14 protein-coding genes are annotated in these 15,073 nt (G+C 57.8%); 11 read left to right on the top strand and 3 right to left on the bottom strand.

Annotation, left to right across the window (positions count from 1 at the left end; translation table 11 throughout):
• Positions 1-34 precede the first annotated feature (34 nt).
• Positions 35-703, top strand: coding sequence for an SGNH/GDSL hydrolase family protein (locus ABIE48_RS18305; protein WP_145024312.1), 669 nt, complete (start codon positions 35-37; stop codon positions 701-703).
• 254 nt (positions 704-957) lie between these two features.
• A complete protein-coding gene (locus ABIE48_RS18300; RefSeq protein ID WP_192715468.1) occupies positions 958-1,398 on the top strand; it encodes a MarR family winged helix-turn-helix transcriptional regulator in 441 nt (146 codons plus the stop codon).
• 254 nt (positions 1,399-1,652) lie between these two features.
• Here the strand turns inward: ABIE48_RS18300 and ABIE48_RS18295 are convergent, their stop codons facing one another.
• The 3 genes from ABIE48_RS18295 to chrB form a co-directional block, all read right to left on the bottom strand.
• On the bottom strand, positions 1,653-3,239 hold the full coding sequence (locus ABIE48_RS18295) for a PucR family transcriptional regulator (RefSeq protein ID WP_192715467.1): 1,587 nt from the start codon (positions 3,237-3,239) through the stop codon (positions 1,653-1,655).
• 170 nt (positions 3,240-3,409) lie between these two features.
• Positions 3,410-3,946: a chromate efflux transporter ChrA gene (gene chrA / locus ABIE48_RS18290; protein ID WP_076171446.1), complete on the bottom strand. Its 537-nt coding sequence runs from the start codon at positions 3,944-3,946 to the stop codon at positions 3,410-3,412.
• Positions 3,930-4,529 (bottom strand): chromate efflux transporter ChrB, encoded by a 600-nt coding sequence (gene chrB, locus ABIE48_RS18285; RefSeq protein WP_192715466.1) that lies wholly within the window; start codon positions 4,527-4,529, stop codon positions 3,930-3,932. The genes chrA and chrB overlap by 17 nt, the downstream gene beginning before the upstream one ends.
• A gap of 268 nt (positions 4,530-4,797) precedes the next feature.
• Here chrB and ggt point away from each other — a divergent pair, with 268 nt between their 5' ends.
• From ggt to ABIE48_RS18240, 9 genes are all read left to right on the top strand, one after another.
• The gene (gene ggt / locus ABIE48_RS18280; RefSeq protein ID WP_192715465.1) at positions 4,798-6,378 is read left to right on the top strand and encodes a gamma-glutamyltransferase; all 1,581 of its coding nucleotides are present in this window, start codon (positions 4,798-4,800) and stop codon (positions 6,376-6,378) included.
• Positions 6,379-6,567: 189 nt separating this feature from the next.
• Positions 6,568-8,247, top strand: coding sequence for a CocE/NonD family hydrolase (locus ABIE48_RS18275; RefSeq protein ID WP_192715464.1), 1,680 nt, complete (start codon positions 6,568-6,570; stop codon positions 8,245-8,247).
• Positions 8,248-8,417: 170 nt separating this feature from the next.
• The gene (locus tag ABIE48_RS18270; protein WP_192715463.1) at positions 8,418-9,785 is read left to right on the top strand and encodes an amidohydrolase family protein; all 1,368 of its coding nucleotides are present in this window, start codon (positions 8,418-8,420) and stop codon (positions 9,783-9,785) included.
• A gap of 54 nt (positions 9,786-9,839) precedes the next feature.
• Positions 9,840-10,544 carry an NAD(P)H:quinone oxidoreductase type IV gene (wrbA, locus tag ABIE48_RS18265; protein WP_145024326.1) on the top strand — a complete coding sequence of 235 codons (705 nt, stop codon included), beginning with the start codon at positions 9,840-9,842 and terminating at the stop codon, positions 10,542-10,544.
• Between the two features lie 230 nt (positions 10,545-10,774).
• Complete coding sequence (locus ABIE48_RS18260; RefSeq protein ID WP_145024327.1) at positions 10,775-11,587, top strand: ABC transporter ATP-binding protein; 813 nt, start codon at positions 10,775-10,777, stop codon at positions 11,585-11,587.
• 90 nt (positions 11,588-11,677) lie between these two features.
• Positions 11,678-12,556 (top strand): ABC transporter permease, encoded by an 879-nt coding sequence (locus ABIE48_RS18255; protein ID WP_192715462.1) that lies wholly within the window; start codon positions 11,678-11,680, stop codon positions 12,554-12,556.
• Between the two features lie 51 nt (positions 12,557-12,607).
• Positions 12,608-13,381 (top strand): cysteine hydrolase family protein, encoded by a 774-nt coding sequence (locus ABIE48_RS18250; RefSeq protein ID WP_145024331.1) that lies wholly within the window; start codon positions 12,608-12,610, stop codon positions 13,379-13,381.
• Between the two features lie 6 nt (positions 13,382-13,387).
• Positions 13,388-13,840 (top strand): cupin domain-containing protein, encoded by a 453-nt coding sequence (locus ABIE48_RS18245; RefSeq protein WP_145024333.1) that lies wholly within the window; start codon positions 13,388-13,390, stop codon positions 13,838-13,840.
• 17 nt (positions 13,841-13,857) lie between these two features.
• Positions 13,858-15,060: an amidase gene (locus ABIE48_RS18240; protein ID WP_192715461.1), complete on the top strand. Its 1,203-nt coding sequence runs from the start codon at positions 13,858-13,860 to the stop codon at positions 15,058-15,060.
• Positions 15,061-15,073 lie beyond the last annotated feature (13 nt).

The raw sequence follows: 15,073 nt of genomic DNA, 5'->3' as shown, positions 1-15,073 counted from the left end.
GTAAAAGGAACAAAAGATGGGAGGAAGCGCGAAGATGAAGATGGACAAAGGACAGCGCCTGGTCATGATCGGCGATTCGATTACGGACTGCGAGCGTAAATTCCCTTACGGGGAAGGGTTGTTTCAAGGCGTAGGCAAAGGGTATGTGTCGCTCGTGGACACCCTGCTTCAGACGGCGTATCCGGAGCTGAACCTGCGGGTCACGAATATGGGGATCGGCGGCAACACAGTCAGGGATTTAAAAGAAAGGTGGCAGACGGACGTACTGGATCTAAAACCGGATTGGCTGTCCATTATGATCGGCATCAACGACGTGTGGCGGCAGTTCGACCAGCCGGCGATTCCGGAATCGCATGTGCTGTTGGAAGAGTATGAGCACACTTTGACCGAATTGGCGGAGCAGGTTCGCCCTCGTTTGAAAGGGCTTGTCATCATGACTCCGTTTTATATCGAACGCAGCGCCGAGGACGGGATGAGACGGCGGATGGATGAGTACGGCCGGGCGGCCCACAGGGTTGCCGAGCGCGTCGGAGCGCTATTTGTGGACACGCAAGCGGTGTTTGAGCCGATGTTGGGCTACGTTCACCCTACTGCAATCGCATCGGACCGGGTGCACCCGAGCCTGACCGGCCACATGCTGATCGCACGAGCCTTCCTGCGGGCAATCGGCTTCGATTGGAAGCGTATGAGCGGTGAGGCTTGACTTCGATAACTGTCAGGATATGAAAGAACGGATTCAGAATCAAGCATCGGAAAGTGATCGCAGCTGACTATAGTGTTAATATAGCATTATGTGAAAAATTCACAACAATCTCAGCTTAAGGGGCGAGCGTATTTCATACGCTTGCCTTTTCCAGTTTATATACTCCGGTTTATTTACTGATAGCTAAAATGGTCATGTTTCTTTGGCGCCGATCCTCCTATAATCATGTACAAAGAGACGAAGGAGGACAAAGGATGGAGAGCGAAGCATCTTACGGTTTTGGATGGTATTTGAACGAAACAGATCAAGCCATGACGCGTTATATGGATCGATTCTTGGGAAAAGTCGGCCTGACCCGTTTTCATTGGCAGATCATGAACAGGATCCACCTGAGCGGCTTGGCCGTCAAAGAAAAGCTGTATGCCCGCCATTATCTAGGAGCGGATGATTTCAATGAAGTCATCGATTCCCTGATCCGCAGGGGATGGGTGGATGTCGTTGAACCAGCGGAGCCTGGCGAAACCAAGCTGCAGTTCACGGATGCCGGCGAGAACATATATGGTGAGGTGGCCGCAACGGTGAAGGAAGCCGCCGTCCAAATGTTTGCGCCGATCACGAAGGATGAATACGAAACAACGGTGAACGTGCTCAGCCGCTTGATCCGAAACATGAACGCAACGATCACTGAGGACTAACCGGATTAAATGTATTAAAAAATCAACATATGAAAAATTCACAATAGCAAACATTATCATATTCGTATCTAGACCATACCTACCTAAACCATCATTTCTGCGGATCTATATCGGAAAAAAGGCGGCTTGCGCCTGACATTTACCGCCTTATCGCAAAAGCATCCTCCTGACCGGAGCGGCCGGTCTCAGGGGATGCTTTGTTGCGAATTTATAACGTACTTGCTTGTGGGGCAGCGGGACCGTCCCGCTTCCGTTTACGTTCGAAGCATATCCCGGAACATCAGGACCAGTTTCATCCGCAGCAGGTGGTGATAATCCTTGAAGTCGACCTGAAGCAGCTCACTGATCTTCTCGAGCCGGTAGGCGGCGGTGTTGCGGTGTATAAACAGCTGCTTGGCGGTTTCGTGGATCTGTCCGTTGTTCGCCATGTACAGCTCCAGCGTTCGCAGCAGCTCCTGGGCGGAGTCTGGGGCTCGGTCCTGAAGCGGGGCCAATGCCATTTCGACGAACTGCCGCATTTTATGAACCGGGACGGATTGGAAAATATAAGAGATTTCCACGTTGGCAAACTCGACGACAAAAGCGTCCAGGTTGAGCCGGGCGGCCGTGTCGCGGGCGTTCTGGCATTCACGGTAAGCCGCTTCCAACTGATCGGGCCGGGTTTTGATATGGCTCACCGTCATGCGCAGATGCCTGCCTGCTTTGGCAGCAAGCTCGAAAAAGACACGTGTCAGCAGCTGAGGCAGCTTGCCGGAGCTTCGCGGGAGCTCAGAAGGAAAGATCGAGAGAATGGTGTCCTCGAGCTGAAAATGCAAAGGAGATAAATCCTTGAGCATCGGATGATAATGGAATTCCTGCTTGACGCTCTTGAGCAGATGGTCGGTCCGGCCTGTGTATTCGGGATCGCACGTGGTAAGCACGCATTGGAATGAACCGCTGCCGAAAGGGATGCCGTGGCTGGAAGCACAGGCAACGAGAGCTTCGGCGGAGACTTGCTGCTTGAGGTAGTTTTTCAGCATTGCCGCAAATTCGTTCTGGGTTGATTGGGTGAGATCGTTGCGTTCGACCGCGTTCAAATGGTAGCCGATAATTTCGGCCGCCTGGTGGTACAGCCCTTCCTCCTCCTTCATCGGAATGCCGGAAGGAAGCCGGAAAATCGCCCGGCTGTTAAAATCATGCTCCTGGCCGGGGCTTTTCAGGGGCACGCACAGCAGTCTTCCCTGCTCGCAGCGGAGCCACTGCGGCGTATCTTTGAGCTGGCGTTTTTTGAGCAGCTGCATTTCGTCTGTGGTCAGGGTGCTGAAGAGCGTTTGGCCGCGCATGCCGGTGACGGCCAGGGGCACGCCGAGAATCTCGCGGATCCGGTCAAACAGGCGGCCCGTATCAACAGGGGATAGGGCGAAGCGGATGAGCTCCTTTTGTTTGTCCAGGACGTTTTGGAGGAGGAGCGTGTTCTTTTGCAGTTCGGCATTGAACAAGCCTTTCATTTGATCCGAGAACGTAAACGGAAAGGGAAGCTCGATGAGGGGAAAACCGAGGCGGTCTGCTTCCTTCAGCATTTCGTCGGGGACCGAAGCCCAGAACCGTCCAAGCTTGATCCCGATTCCCGCCGCCCCTTTGTCAACCAGCTTCTGCAGCAGGCGGACTCCATCCGCGGGATTGTCCTTGATCAAATAAGCCGTCGTGAACAAGATATCCCCTTCCCGGACCCAGTCCGAAATATCGGGTGCATCCATCACGTTGACCGATTTGACGATACGGTTCAAACCGCTGCGGCCTGCGGTCAGTTTACCTTCAGAAAGCGGGTAAATGGTGAGTGCATCTTCGATGGTCAAATACATACAGTCATCATCCTTTCGCAACTGAACTCTGTCGAAACCCGAAACGTACAAGGTAAGCCCTTGGGGAAGGGCTGTACCGGATTGAATTCAATCATCAGGAAAGGCGGTTACTGCAACAGGGGATAGAATTGGACGGCCGTCCGGGTTCGCTAGGTCTACGGAGGGGAGGACTATCTTCCCAGAAAGATGCCTCCGTAAACAAAAGCGCCCACGATGACGAGCGCGGGATGAACTTTGCGGCGCTGCATCAGCCAGTACGAGATGAGGGCGATAGCGCCGAATTGGATCCAGCCGATGGAGAGTATCGACTCTTTGGAGCTTTGAATGGTGAGCTGCAGCATCATGACGGCGATGACAGGCTGCACGAGCAGCGTCATGCCCTTGACGGCCTGGGACTGCTTGTATTTCTGCAAAATTCGCATCAATACGATTAGGGCGACGGCGGACGGCACGACGGTGGCTGCTTCGGCGGCAAGCACCCCCATCCAACCGGCCGCATCATAGCCCACGTAAGCGGCGATCTTCGTCGCGATCGGTCCGGGGAGCGAATTGCCGAGAGCGAGCATGTTGGAAAATTCGGCGCCCGACAGCCAGTGGTAATGCGGCACGATCTCCCGGTACATGAGCGGGATGGAGGAGGGGCCGCCGCCGTAGCCGAATACGTTGGCTAGAAAGAAGCCGATGAGGAGTTCAATCCATGTCTCCATGGCGGCGTTCCTCCTTCCGCTTGCGGGTTTCTTTCAGCTTGCCCATAACTTTAAAGTATACCGAGCCATAGGCCAGCGCGATCGCAATCAGGATCGCCGGGTGCAGCTGCACCCACTCCAGCAGGACAAACGCGATGACCCCGCAGGCGAGCGCCATATACTTGCCAAGGCCTTTGACTGCCTTTTCGCCGAACTCGTAACACATTTGACCCAGCATGACGGCCACGACCGGAACGACCCCTTCGATCATGCCATGGATGATGCGGGACGAACTGAATACGTCGATAAAAGAGACTAGGGCGATCATCGCAACCGCAGTGGGTAGAATATGGGCGAGCAGCCCGACCAGCGCACCGAGCGTCCCTTTCAGGCGGTAGCCGAGATAGGCGGCCAACTTGGTCGCGATCGGACCGGGCAGCGTGTTGGCGATGGCCAGCACCTCCCCGAATTCCTCATCAGCCATCCACCTGTACCGGGAGACGGCCTCGTGCCGGATGAGGGGGACGGTCGACGGACCGCCGCCATACCCGAGAATTCCGGTCCGGAACATGGCGAGGGATAATTCTGCGTATGTTTTCAGCATGGTGCACTTCCTTCCTTGTCTATCAACTATTCTGACATTTCATCTCGGATTCTGGTAGGATGCGAGGGTCGCATTCTATAGGCAAAGCTCTGGCATCATGGGAAAGGGAGCTGGACCGTTTCCGAAGCTGGTGATCATCCATGTGGCATTGATGTTATTTAAATTTACACTATAACGGTTTTCCCTCAGGATGAAAAGTAGTTATTGCCAAAAAATCCTGCTGCATGTTAATTTAGTTAACAATTTAAGGATGCAGGAGGGATGAGTGATGAGGCAGGCTTCAATCGGCACGAAAACGATGGTGGTCAGCCCCCATGCACTGGCATCGGCCGCGGGTGCCCGAATATTGGAAAAGGGCGGGAATGCCTTCGACGCTGCGGTTGCCGTCAGCAGTACCCTGGCGGTCGTGTATCCGCATATGACCGGGCTGGGCGGCGACTCATTCTGGCTGTTGTACAGTCCCGGAGAGGGTGCAGTCCGGGGTTACAACGGAAGCGGCCGCTCGGGGTACAAGGCATCGCCGGAAGCATATGCCGGCGAGCAGGCCATTCCGACGCGGGGGATCCGCAGCGTACTGACCGTTCCCGGCATGGTGGACAGCTGGAGCGCCATTCTGCGCGAGTATGGTACCCTGCCGCTTGGGGACGTCCTCGAGCCGGCAATTACTTACGCCGGAGGGGGCTATCCCGTATCCCGCAGCCAATACGCCAATACGACGTTGTGCGCGGGGCTGTTGGCAGCGAATCCCTATTCGGCCGCAGCGTATTTGCGAGGCGGCGGTGTCCCGCCGGCAGGCACCCGCTGGATCCAAAGCGGCTTGGCCCAAAGTTTGCGCCGGATCGCGTCGAATGGCCGGGACGAATTTTACCGGGGCGGATTAGCACGGGACATCACGTCATACATCCGGAAGTCCGGCGGGCTGCTGCTGGCGGACGATTTCGCCGATCATGAGGGCAATTGGGTTACCCCGCTCACCGGTTCCTATCGCGATCTTGAGCTGTATCAGCTTCCTCCGAATTCGCAAGGATTTACGGGCATCGTGATCGCCCAAATGCTCGAACATTTTGATTTTAACAGTATTCCGCACGGTTCGGTAGCATTTTACCACGTACTGGTCGAGGCAGTGAAGCTGGCTTTCCGCGACCGCAACCTCGAGCTCACCGATCCGGATTTCCGAAATATTCCGGTGGAGCGCTTTCTGGATAAGGCCTACTGCAGGGAATTGGCGGGGCGCATAAGCCGCGATTCGGCCGCTCCGCTCACCGCCGAACCGCTCGGCAGCGATACGGCGTATGCCGCCGTGGTGGACGGGGACGGCAACGCCGTTTCTTTTATCCAAAGCCTGTACTTTGAATTTGGATCGGGCGTGACGGCTGGGGAAACGGGCATTCTGCTGCAGAACCGCGGCTCGTTTTTCTCCCTGGACGAGTCTTCCGCCAACCGGCTTGAACCGCGGAAACGGACTTTTCATACCCTGATGCCTGCCCTCGCGCTCAAGGACGAGAAGCCTTATTTGCTCTACGGCTCGATGGGAGGGGAGGGGCAGCCGCAGACGCAGACGGCGCTTCTGACCCGGATCGTCGATTACCGAATGGACCCTCAGGAAGCGATTAACGAACCTCGATGGGTGTGGGGAAGGACATGGGGCGAAGCCTCCACGGAACTGAAGATGGAAGCCAGGGTGGGGGAGCAGGTGCTCGGCGGGCTGGCCGCCATGGGGCATGAGGTTCGAAAAATCGGCGACTGGGATGCCTTGACCGGGCATGCGCAGGCGATCCTTCTGGACGCTCACGGTTTTCGGATCGGCGGCTCGGACCCCCGCTCCGACGGAGCGGCGATCGGCTGGTAGTTCACCATCTCATAAAGAAGTTATGAAATATGACAAAGATAAACGGGGTCCTTGTGGCCGATGTCCAAACATCGGCCTATTTATTGTGCTTTGTCACAAAGATGCCTTCTGAACCGTTGTAGACTCCTGTATTGTCTGTTATAAAATGTAACATCTAACGAAAAACAGGATCGCAAAGGGGGGACAGCTGTGGAATTCGGACATGTGAAAGTGGAGAGGAAAGCAGCCTGCGTCATGCGGGACGGCATCACGCTGTATGCCGACATTTACCGTCCGGCGGAGGAAGGAACATACCCGGTACTGCTGATGCGGCAGCCGTACGGTCGGAAAATCGCCTCAACGGTTACATACGCCCATCCCGTTTGGTATGCTGCGCGGGGGTATATCGTCGTTATTCAGGACGTACGGGGGCGCGGGGATTCGGAGGGAGAGTTCACGCCATTCGTGAGCGAAGCCAAAGACGGCTACGACACGGTCGAATGGGCCGCCGGGTTGGAAGGGGCCAGCGGAAAGGTCGGCATGTACGGCTTTTCCTACCAGGGAGCGACGCAGTGGGCTGCCGCTTCGCAGCATCCGCCGCATTTGGCTGCCATCGCGCCTGCGATGACTGCGGCCGACCTGTACCACGGCTGGATGTACACATTCGGCAGCTTCGATCTGCAGAGCTGTCTGCCCTGGGCCTATCAGCTGGCCAGGGATACGGCGAGAAGGAAGGGCGACACGGAAGCCGAAGCGGCGTGTTCCCGCGTGATGAGCGATCCTTCCGGTGTGCTGGCCCAACTGCCATTAGCGCAGGGGCACCCGCTGCTCGAAGCTTACCTCCCCGCTTATTTCGATTGGTTGGGCCATCCCGCTTATGATGAGTATTGGTCCCGGCTGAACTGGCTGGACGCCTTCAAGGAACAGCCGGTTCCAGCGCTGCATATCGCGGGCTGGTACGATTTTCTGCTGGAAGGTACGCTGCAGTCTTACAATGCACTGCAAGCACAGGAGAGCAGGCCGGACTGCTTTCACCGTTTGGTGGTCGGGCCATGGACGCATATTCCGTGGGGCCGCAAAGCAGGCGGAACGGACTACGGACCGAAGGCGGACGGCAATATCCACCTGGAACAGCTTGCCTGGTTCGACTATTGGCTGAAGGGCGAATGCGGATCAGCCCTGAAGGAGCGGAAGGCGGTCCGTTATTATGAAGCCGGCAGCGGCGTTTGGGTCGAAGCCGAAGCGTATCCGGCCGGAGCGGAGGGCGACAGCCGGTGGTATTTAACCGGAACGCAGCTGCCTGCGAACGGGGCTTCCGGCGGCGGTCGGCTCGCTGCGGATGCAGGCGCGGAGCCTGGCCGGGCGGCGGATGTGTTCGTCTACGACGCGCGCCTGCCGATGCCGCTTCGCTCGGTGCTGCCGCAGGACCGGAGCGCCCAGCAGGACCGCTACGAAATCCTGGTGTATACCGGGGAGCCTGCCGGCGCGCCGCTGCGGATCCTCGGCGCCCCTGAGGTAACCGTCTCCTGCCAGGTGATGGACGGTCCTACCGACCTTACCGCCATCCTCACGCAGGTCACACCAGCGGGCGAAGCGAGGTTTCTGTCCGTGGGGCGCACGGAGATCGGCGCATCCGGCGGCATCAGCGGCTGGGAGACGGCGACGATCCGGATGCGGCCGCTGGCCGCCGAGCTCCCGGCCGGTTCGATGCTCCGGCTGGAGCTGAGCGGCAGCGCATACCCGCTGCTGCTTCGCCACCCCAACGGTATTCCGCTGCAGGAAGCCGCACGCCAAGGGCCGGATGCGCTGCAGATTGCCACAGTGGCAGTGGATGCCAGTGGAGGCGCCTCGTGGCTTCAGCTGCCGATTCTTGGTGACACCTCGGAATAAAGCGGACTATGAAATGAACCATTGCGTGACAACGGAGCGAAAGGCTGCATTCAAACGCTTATTGTCCAGCCGGGTCGAACGCATACGCCCTTTATGTCCTCACAGCCTGGCGCACGAGAGTGCAGAAGTAGAAAACATAAATACCGACGGATGAAAGGAGCGGGATTGATATGGAACAAGAAGTGGTGATCTTCAACGCCTCCCTGCCGCTGCAATCGGAGGAGACACTGTACACGCTGGCCATCTGCGGCGGAAAGTGGACGTCGGTGACGGCCCAAACCGGTGAAGTGGAGGCTCCTGAAGCGGTGTGCCTGGACAAATGGAACGGATCCTCTGCGGATGCGCAGCTGCTGCTCGACGCTAAGGGAAAAATAGTTCTGCCGGGTTTCGTGGATGCCCATATGCATCTGGATAAAGCTTTTTCGCTCCCGCAGGTCGGGAATGTCTCCGGCACGCTTGGCGAAGCGGTCGTCAATTACGCCGCAGCCGCCCCGAGGTTTTCCAAGGAGGAGATCAAAGCACGCATCATGCGCTCAGCGCTGCAGTCCATTTCTTACGGAACGGTGGTGCTGCGCAGCCATCTCGATTTTCACGTCAAGCATGGAAAAGACGTCGCGATGCGCACCATCGAAGCTGCGCTCGAAGTCAAAGAGGAGCTGAAGCCGTATGCAGAGCTGCAGCTGTTCCCACTGCTCCCTTATTTTGAGCTCAGTGAAGCGGCGCTGGATACGGCCGAGGAATCGGTTGCGATGGGCGTGACGGGATTGGGCGGCGCCCCTCATCTTTCCCCCAACCCGGAACCCGACATCGACAGGCTGTTCGCCTTGGCCGATAAGCTGGGCTGTCCGGTTGATCTGCATACGGACGAGAGCGACGATCCGAACCAGCGGACGGCAATCCATATCGCCCGGCGCGCGATGGAATACGGCTGGAGGGGAAAGGTCACGGCAGGGCACTTATGCTCCTTAGCCGCCATGAAGGACGAGGATGCCGCCATGATCATTGGACTTATGGCCGAGGCAGGCATGGGCGCCGTTACGCTTCCCGGCGCGAATCTGTACCTGCAGGGCCGGCATGACGCCTTCCCGGTGCGCAGGGGAGTCACCCGAGTCAAGGAGCTGCTGGCGGCCGGCATTCCGCTGGCGGCGGCTTCAGACAATATACATGACCCGTTTCATCCGTTCGGAAGGGGCGACCTGCTGCTGATCGGCCTGGTCACCGCCTATGCCGCCCATATGGGCAGTCCTGCCGAGATGCGCGAAGTACTGCGGATGATCACCGAATACCCGGCCAGGGTAACGGGTGCAGACGGTTACGGCATCCTGCCGGGGAACCCGGCCCATTTTGTGGCGCTTGATGCCAGGACGCCGGAGGAACTGCTGACCATGCTGCCGGAACGCCGCTGGGTATGGCGCGGCGGCACCTGCCTGAAAGCAGCCCCGGCGAAAGAGAAATGGAGCTCCGCATTGTTACAGGGCTATTGGGAAGACTCGTGCGAACGAGTCGACTTTGTCCAGAAACGTGCGCTCACGCTATGATCGATCCGTTTGAAGGCATGCTCCGTTTCCACTATGCAATGAGGAGGTATGAGGATGAGCCGCACATTGGTGCTTTATTACAGCGCATACGGCCATGTCTTGGACATGGCGCGGGCGGCCGCTGATGGAGCGCGCAGGGCGGGAGCCGAGGTCCGCATCTGCCGTATTCCCGAGCTGGAATCAGAGCGTAACCGGACCCCTTATCAGGATAAGCACTGCACCGGGGAGCCAGGCGAAACTTCGCAGCTGAAGACCCGTTTTAAGACGGTGGACCGCTTCGCCAAATACGAAGAAACAATGCGCCGGCAGCAGGACATACCGGTAGCCACGAACGAAGATTTAAGATGGGCGGACGGCATCGTCTGGGGATTTCCGACGTATTACGGCTCCATGCCCGCGCAGGTCAAGCTGTTTCTGGAATTTGCCGGGGACCTGTGCGCCGACGGGAGCCTGGAAGGCAAACCGGCGGGTCTGCTGACGAGCGCCGGATCGATCCATACCGGGCACGAAGCGAATGTGCTGACGTCGATGGTGCCGCTGTTTCATTTCGGCATGATCATGCTCGGGCTGCCCTATTCCGAAAATCCGGAATACTTGACCGCCGATCCAATCGGCTGCTCTCCTTACGGAGCTTCCACATTGGCGGGTCCTGACAGCAGCCTCAAGCCGGATGAACGCGAACTGGTGATGGCCGGCCGGCTCGGACGGCGCGTGGCGCTGTGCGCGGAGGCCCTGAAGGCCCAAGGTTTTTTGAAATAACCGGTAACGGCAGAGGGTGGCATCGATCGCCGAGGTATTTTATGAAAGTCCGGATGAATTCCGGGCTTTTTTGTGTTAGATAACATAACATAAATGATCATCCCTTTCGTAAATGAATCCAAAAGAATTACGTTTTATTGTAATTAACCACAAAAACAACGGATATTCATTGAGCGGCATAGGCATAGATGTTATTTATTATTACATAAAGGATTAGAGGAGGGCTGGAAATGTATACAGCACAGCAAACCGCAGCAAATCCGCAGCCGCCCGGAAGTCCCGGCGCTCCCGAGCTTTTGGTGGGCATGGACCAGATCGGCAAGGTATACCCGAATGGAACGATTGCCGTTCAACAGGTCAATCTGCGAGCGGGGGAGGGTGAGTTCCTCTGTTTTGTCGGACCGTCGGGATGCGGAAAATCGACTATGTTTAACATGATTGCCGGCTTGACCGAGCCGTCGACCGGTCAGCTTTCGGTCCTCGGTACGACGCCGCGCGAAGCGCGGAAGCAGAACGAAATCGCTTTTGTGTTCCAGGAGCACACCCTGCTGCCTTGGGCGAAGCTTCTGGACAACGTGACGATGCCGCTCACCCTCCGCGGCGTTCCGAAAAAGGCTCGCAACGAAGAAGGCGAACGCGTGCTGGAGTTGGTTGGGCTCAAGGACTACCGGAAAGTACTGCCGAGACAGCTCTCGGGAGGTATGAAGATGCGGGCGTCGATCGCCCGTGCGCTCATAGCCCGGCCGAAGCTGCTGCTGATGGACGAACCGTTCGGGGCGCTGGACGAAATCACCCGCCAGACTCTGCAGGATGAACTGCTGGGCATTTGGCGCCAAGATCAGAAGATGACCGTGCTTTTCATTACCCATAACGTGTTCGAAGCGGTGTTTCTATCAACCCGGGTTGTCGTCATGACGCCGCGGCCGGGGAAGATTTCCGATATCGTGCCGATTGAGGCGCCGTATCCGCGTACGGATGAATTCCGGACCACGTCCGAGTTTGGCAAATATGTGCGCAGCATAACCGAAGTGCTGAATCACTGAGGCTCGCAGAAGCTGGTGCTTGCTTTCCTGGATAATGGAAATTTAGAGGTGCATGGAAACATGCCACTTACGAAAGGAGTCGTTGAGGTCATGGAAAAAGCAGCAGTGAACGCGGTTACCGATGCGGCGAAACAGGCTTCGCCGGCCGCGCCTATGGTCCGGAGAAGTGTCGGCAGCGGCAGCCACGTCTGGGGGAAAATTGTGTCTCGGGTCGTACCGCCGCTGAGCGTATTCATCTTCGTCGTCTTTGTATGGGAAATGGTGCTGCGGCTGACCGGCACCGCGGAGTACTTGCTGCCCAAGCCGTCCGATATCGTTCAAGCGGTGTCGCAGAACGGGCACAATCTGGTGGTGTCGGTGAGCACGACCATCATGGAGGCAGTCTTGGGATTTGCCCTTAGCGCCATTCTCGGCGTGGCTGTTGCCATTTTGCTTGCGCTGTCCAAAACCGTCGAACGGAGCGTATACCCTTACGCGATCATTTTGCAGACGATCCCGATCGTGGCGATTGCGCCCATCATCGTCATCTGGTTTGGGGCCGGCATGAACGCCATCGTTATTATCGCCTTTCTGATCAGTTTCTTTCCGATTTTGTCCAATACGCTGATCGGGCTAAACTCGACCGAGCAGAACATGAAGAATCTGTTCTATCTGTACAACGCCACGAAGATGCAGACGATCTGGAGGCTCAGACTCCCGGCAGCGCTGCCCTACATTTTGGCCGGCTTCAAAATCTCCTGCTCCCTGTCGGTCGTCGGGGCCATCGTCGGCGAGTATATCGCTGGTATCGGCGGGCTGAACGGCGGGCTCGGTTACGCGATCACGGTCGCGGCGACCCGGATGCAGACGGCGTATTTGTTTGCCTGCGGCTTGTCGGCCGCCGTGGTCGGCATCGTCTTTTTCCTGCTGATCAATGCCCTGTCGAACCGGCTTCTGCGTACCTGGCATGACTCGGCCATCACCGGCTAACCGCATCCGCCAAAACGAGCGGCAAGTTTGCAACAAAGGAGGGGAGTTCCCATGCACAGACTGGGGAATTCGAAAAATTACTGGAACGTGTCGGAGGAGCTGGCCGATTTGTCCAGGAGCGATCCCAAACCGCTCGTCACCGTGACCCTGCCGGCGCTGCCGCAGCGGATCACGCTGGATCTCGCCAAAACCGCCGTCGTCATCATTGATATGCAGAACGATTTTTGCAGCCCGGGCGGGTGGTTGGACTCTATCGGAGTCAATACCGCCCCGCTGTTGGCTCCCACCAAGCCGCTTCAGCGGCTGCTTCCGGCCCTTCGCGAACAGGGGGTTCCGGTGCTGTGGGTCAACTGGGGCAATCGGGAGGACCGGATGAACTTAAGCCCTTCGGTGCTCCACGTATATAATCCGGACGGTGTCAGCCATGGGATCGGCAGCCCGCTGCCGGATACAGGCTCGAAGGTGCTGGAACAGGGGAGCTGGGGCGCGGCGCTGATTGATCGGATGGTACCGGAGCCCGGGGATATCCGGGTGGATAAATACCGTATCAGCGGTTTTTGGGATACGCCGCTGGACAGCATTCTCCGCAATTTGGACGTGAAGACGCTGCTTTTTGCCGGCGTCAACCTCGACCAGTGCGTGATGCATACGCTTCAGGACGCCGTATGCCTCGGATACGACGCCATTCTGCTGGAAGACTGCTGCGCGACAAGTTCTCCGGCTTACTGCGCGGAGGCCGCCTTATACAATATCAAACAGTGCTATGGCTTTGTTGCTGGTTCCGAGGATCTGCTTGCAGGCCTGCACACGAAAAGAAAGGGATGAAGTGATATGATCGATGGTCTGGTTCTGGGGCATTTCGAGCAATGCGAGGTACGCAAAATTTCAAGCAAGGATTCCAACAAGTTTGTCATGCTGTGCGACGGGACGCAGGTGCCGTTCGTATCCGTTGTGGAAATTTTCGACGCTGGCGGACAGACGCCGCCGAACGAACACAGCGGAGCGTATGAGTATTTTTACGTGCTGGCCGGAGAAGGGATTGCCATCGTAGGCGATATGGAAACCGGGATTCGCACAGGATCGTTCTTTGTCGTTCCGCCCGGCAACAATCATCAGGTCATAAATACCGGTGAGGGCAGGCTCTATGTTCTGACGACCATGGTGCCCGATGAGAAGTTTTCCGATTTGATCAAGTCAGGTCCGGCGGCAAGCCTGGACGAGGAGGATTTGGCGGTGCTGCGCGGAGCGGCTCTCCCGGGAGCAGCCGCTCCCGCGAACTCATAACGATTGGAGGAACTCGTATGCAGCCAGAATGCACGCCGTGGATTCGGTTGGGAACGGAGGCGAGACACGCGGAAGGCGGTCTCCTTCAAGGGCTCAACTTTGCCGTAAAGGACGTGTTTGCCGTAGCAGGACACACCAATGCTGCCGGCAATCCCGATTGGCTTAACACGCACAAACCTGCAGTGAAGCATTCGGCCGCCGTGGAACGTCTGCTCGGCAGCGGAGCAAAGCTTCGTGGAATGACTCACACCGATGAGCTGATGTTCAGCCTGAACGGGGAAAATGTGCATTACGGCACGCCGCCGAACCCTATCGCTCCAGGACATATTCCCGGCGGTTCCTCAAGCGGCTCGGCGTCCGCCGTTGCCTCCGGGGAAGTGGACTTTAGCCTTGGCACTGATACTGCCGGTTCGGTGCGGATTCCCTCCTCTTTTTGCGGTATTTGCGGATTTCGCCCGACACACGGCGGCGTGCCCATGGAGGGCGTCATCCCGCTGGCTCCGGCCTTTGACACGGTCGGCTGGATGGCACGCCGGGCAAGCACCTTGCTGCAGGTCGGCCGCGTGCTTCTCGAGGAACCGCTTGATGACGGCGGGGAATTCGCTCGGATGATGCTTCCGGTTGAAGCGTGGGCAGCTGCCGAACCCGGCTGCGCCGAGTCGCTCCGCGGTGCGCTTGTATCATTCGGATCGCTGGGAGCGTTCGAATCCATCCATTTGACGGACGGGGAACTCGCGGCGTGGGCCGGCATATTCCGCACGATTCAGGGGTACGAAATATGGTCTGCCCATGGCGCATGGATCACGGCGCAGCATCCCCGATTCGGTCCCGGCATCGCCGAAAGATTTGCCTGGACCGCCACGATTACCGAGGGAGCGTACCGGGAAGCGAGCCAGCGGCAGCAAACGATTGCTGCCCGGCTTGAGGCGCTTCTCGGAAGCGAAGGCGTGCTCGTCATCCCGACAGCGCCTTGCGGAGCCCCCGTGATCGGGCTGCCCGGCGAGGAAATTGAAATGACGCGCACGCGGATCCTGCAGCTGTCCTGCATCGCCGGGCTGGGCGGGCTGCCGCAGGTTACACTGCCGCTGGCAAAGACGGACGGTCTGCCGGTCGGGCTGTCGCTCATTGCCGGCAGAGGGCAGGACCTGAAGCTGCTTCGATGGGCAGCGGATTTCGAGGCATCGATGCAGTCCGCGGCCGTGATCAACCAAATCCAATAGCAAAGGAACATGC

The organism is Paenibacillus sp. OAE614, assembly GCF_040546645.1.
GTDB lineage: Bacteria > Bacillota > Bacilli > Paenibacillales > Paenibacillaceae > Paenibacillus_AQ > Paenibacillus_AQ favisporus.
Note: the sequence above shows the minus strand (reverse complement) of the source record. Positions and strands in the feature narration are given on the sequence as shown.

Bases quoted from the DNA above. Each gene is read 5' to 3' on its own strand.
- ABIE48_RS18305 (WP_145024312.1), top strand. From the start codon at position 35: ATGAAGATGGACAAAGGACAGCGCCTGGTCATGATCGGCGATTCGATT.
- ABIE48_RS18300 (WP_192715468.1), top strand. From the start codon at position 958: ATGGAGAGCGAAGCATCTTACGGTTTTGGATGGTATTTGAACGAAACA.
- ABIE48_RS18295 (WP_192715467.1), bottom strand. From the start codon at position 3,239: ATGTATTTGACCATCGAAGATGCACTCACCATTTACCCGCTTTCTGAA.
- chrA (WP_076171446.1), bottom strand. From the start codon at position 3,946: ATGGAGACATGGATTGAACTCCTCATCGGCTTCTTTCTAGCCAACGTA.
- chrB (WP_192715466.1), bottom strand. From the start codon at position 4,529: ATGCTGAAAACATACGCAGAATTATCCCTCGCCATGTTCCGGACCGGA.
- ggt (WP_192715465.1), top strand. From the start codon at position 4,798: ATGAGGCAGGCTTCAATCGGCACGAAAACGATGGTGGTCAGCCCCCAT.
- ABIE48_RS18270 (WP_192715463.1), top strand. From the start codon at position 8,418: ATGGAACAAGAAGTGGTGATCTTCAACGCCTCCCTGCCGCTGCAATCG.
- wrbA (WP_145024326.1), top strand. From the start codon at position 9,840: ATGAGCCGCACATTGGTGCTTTATTACAGCGCATACGGCCATGTCTTG.
- ABIE48_RS18260 (WP_145024327.1), top strand. From the start codon at position 10,775: ATGTATACAGCACAGCAAACCGCAGCAAATCCGCAGCCGCCCGGAAGT.
- ABIE48_RS18255 (WP_192715462.1), top strand. From the start codon at position 11,678: ATGGAAAAAGCAGCAGTGAACGCGGTTACCGATGCGGCGAAACAGGCT.
- ABIE48_RS18250 (WP_145024331.1), top strand. From the start codon at position 12,608: ATGCACAGACTGGGGAATTCGAAAAATTACTGGAACGTGTCGGAGGAG.
- ABIE48_RS18245 (WP_145024333.1), top strand. From the start codon at position 13,388: ATGATCGATGGTCTGGTTCTGGGGCATTTCGAGCAATGCGAGGTACGC.
- ABIE48_RS18240 (WP_192715461.1), top strand. From the start codon at position 13,858: ATGCAGCCAGAATGCACGCCGTGGATTCGGTTGGGAACGGAGGCGAGA.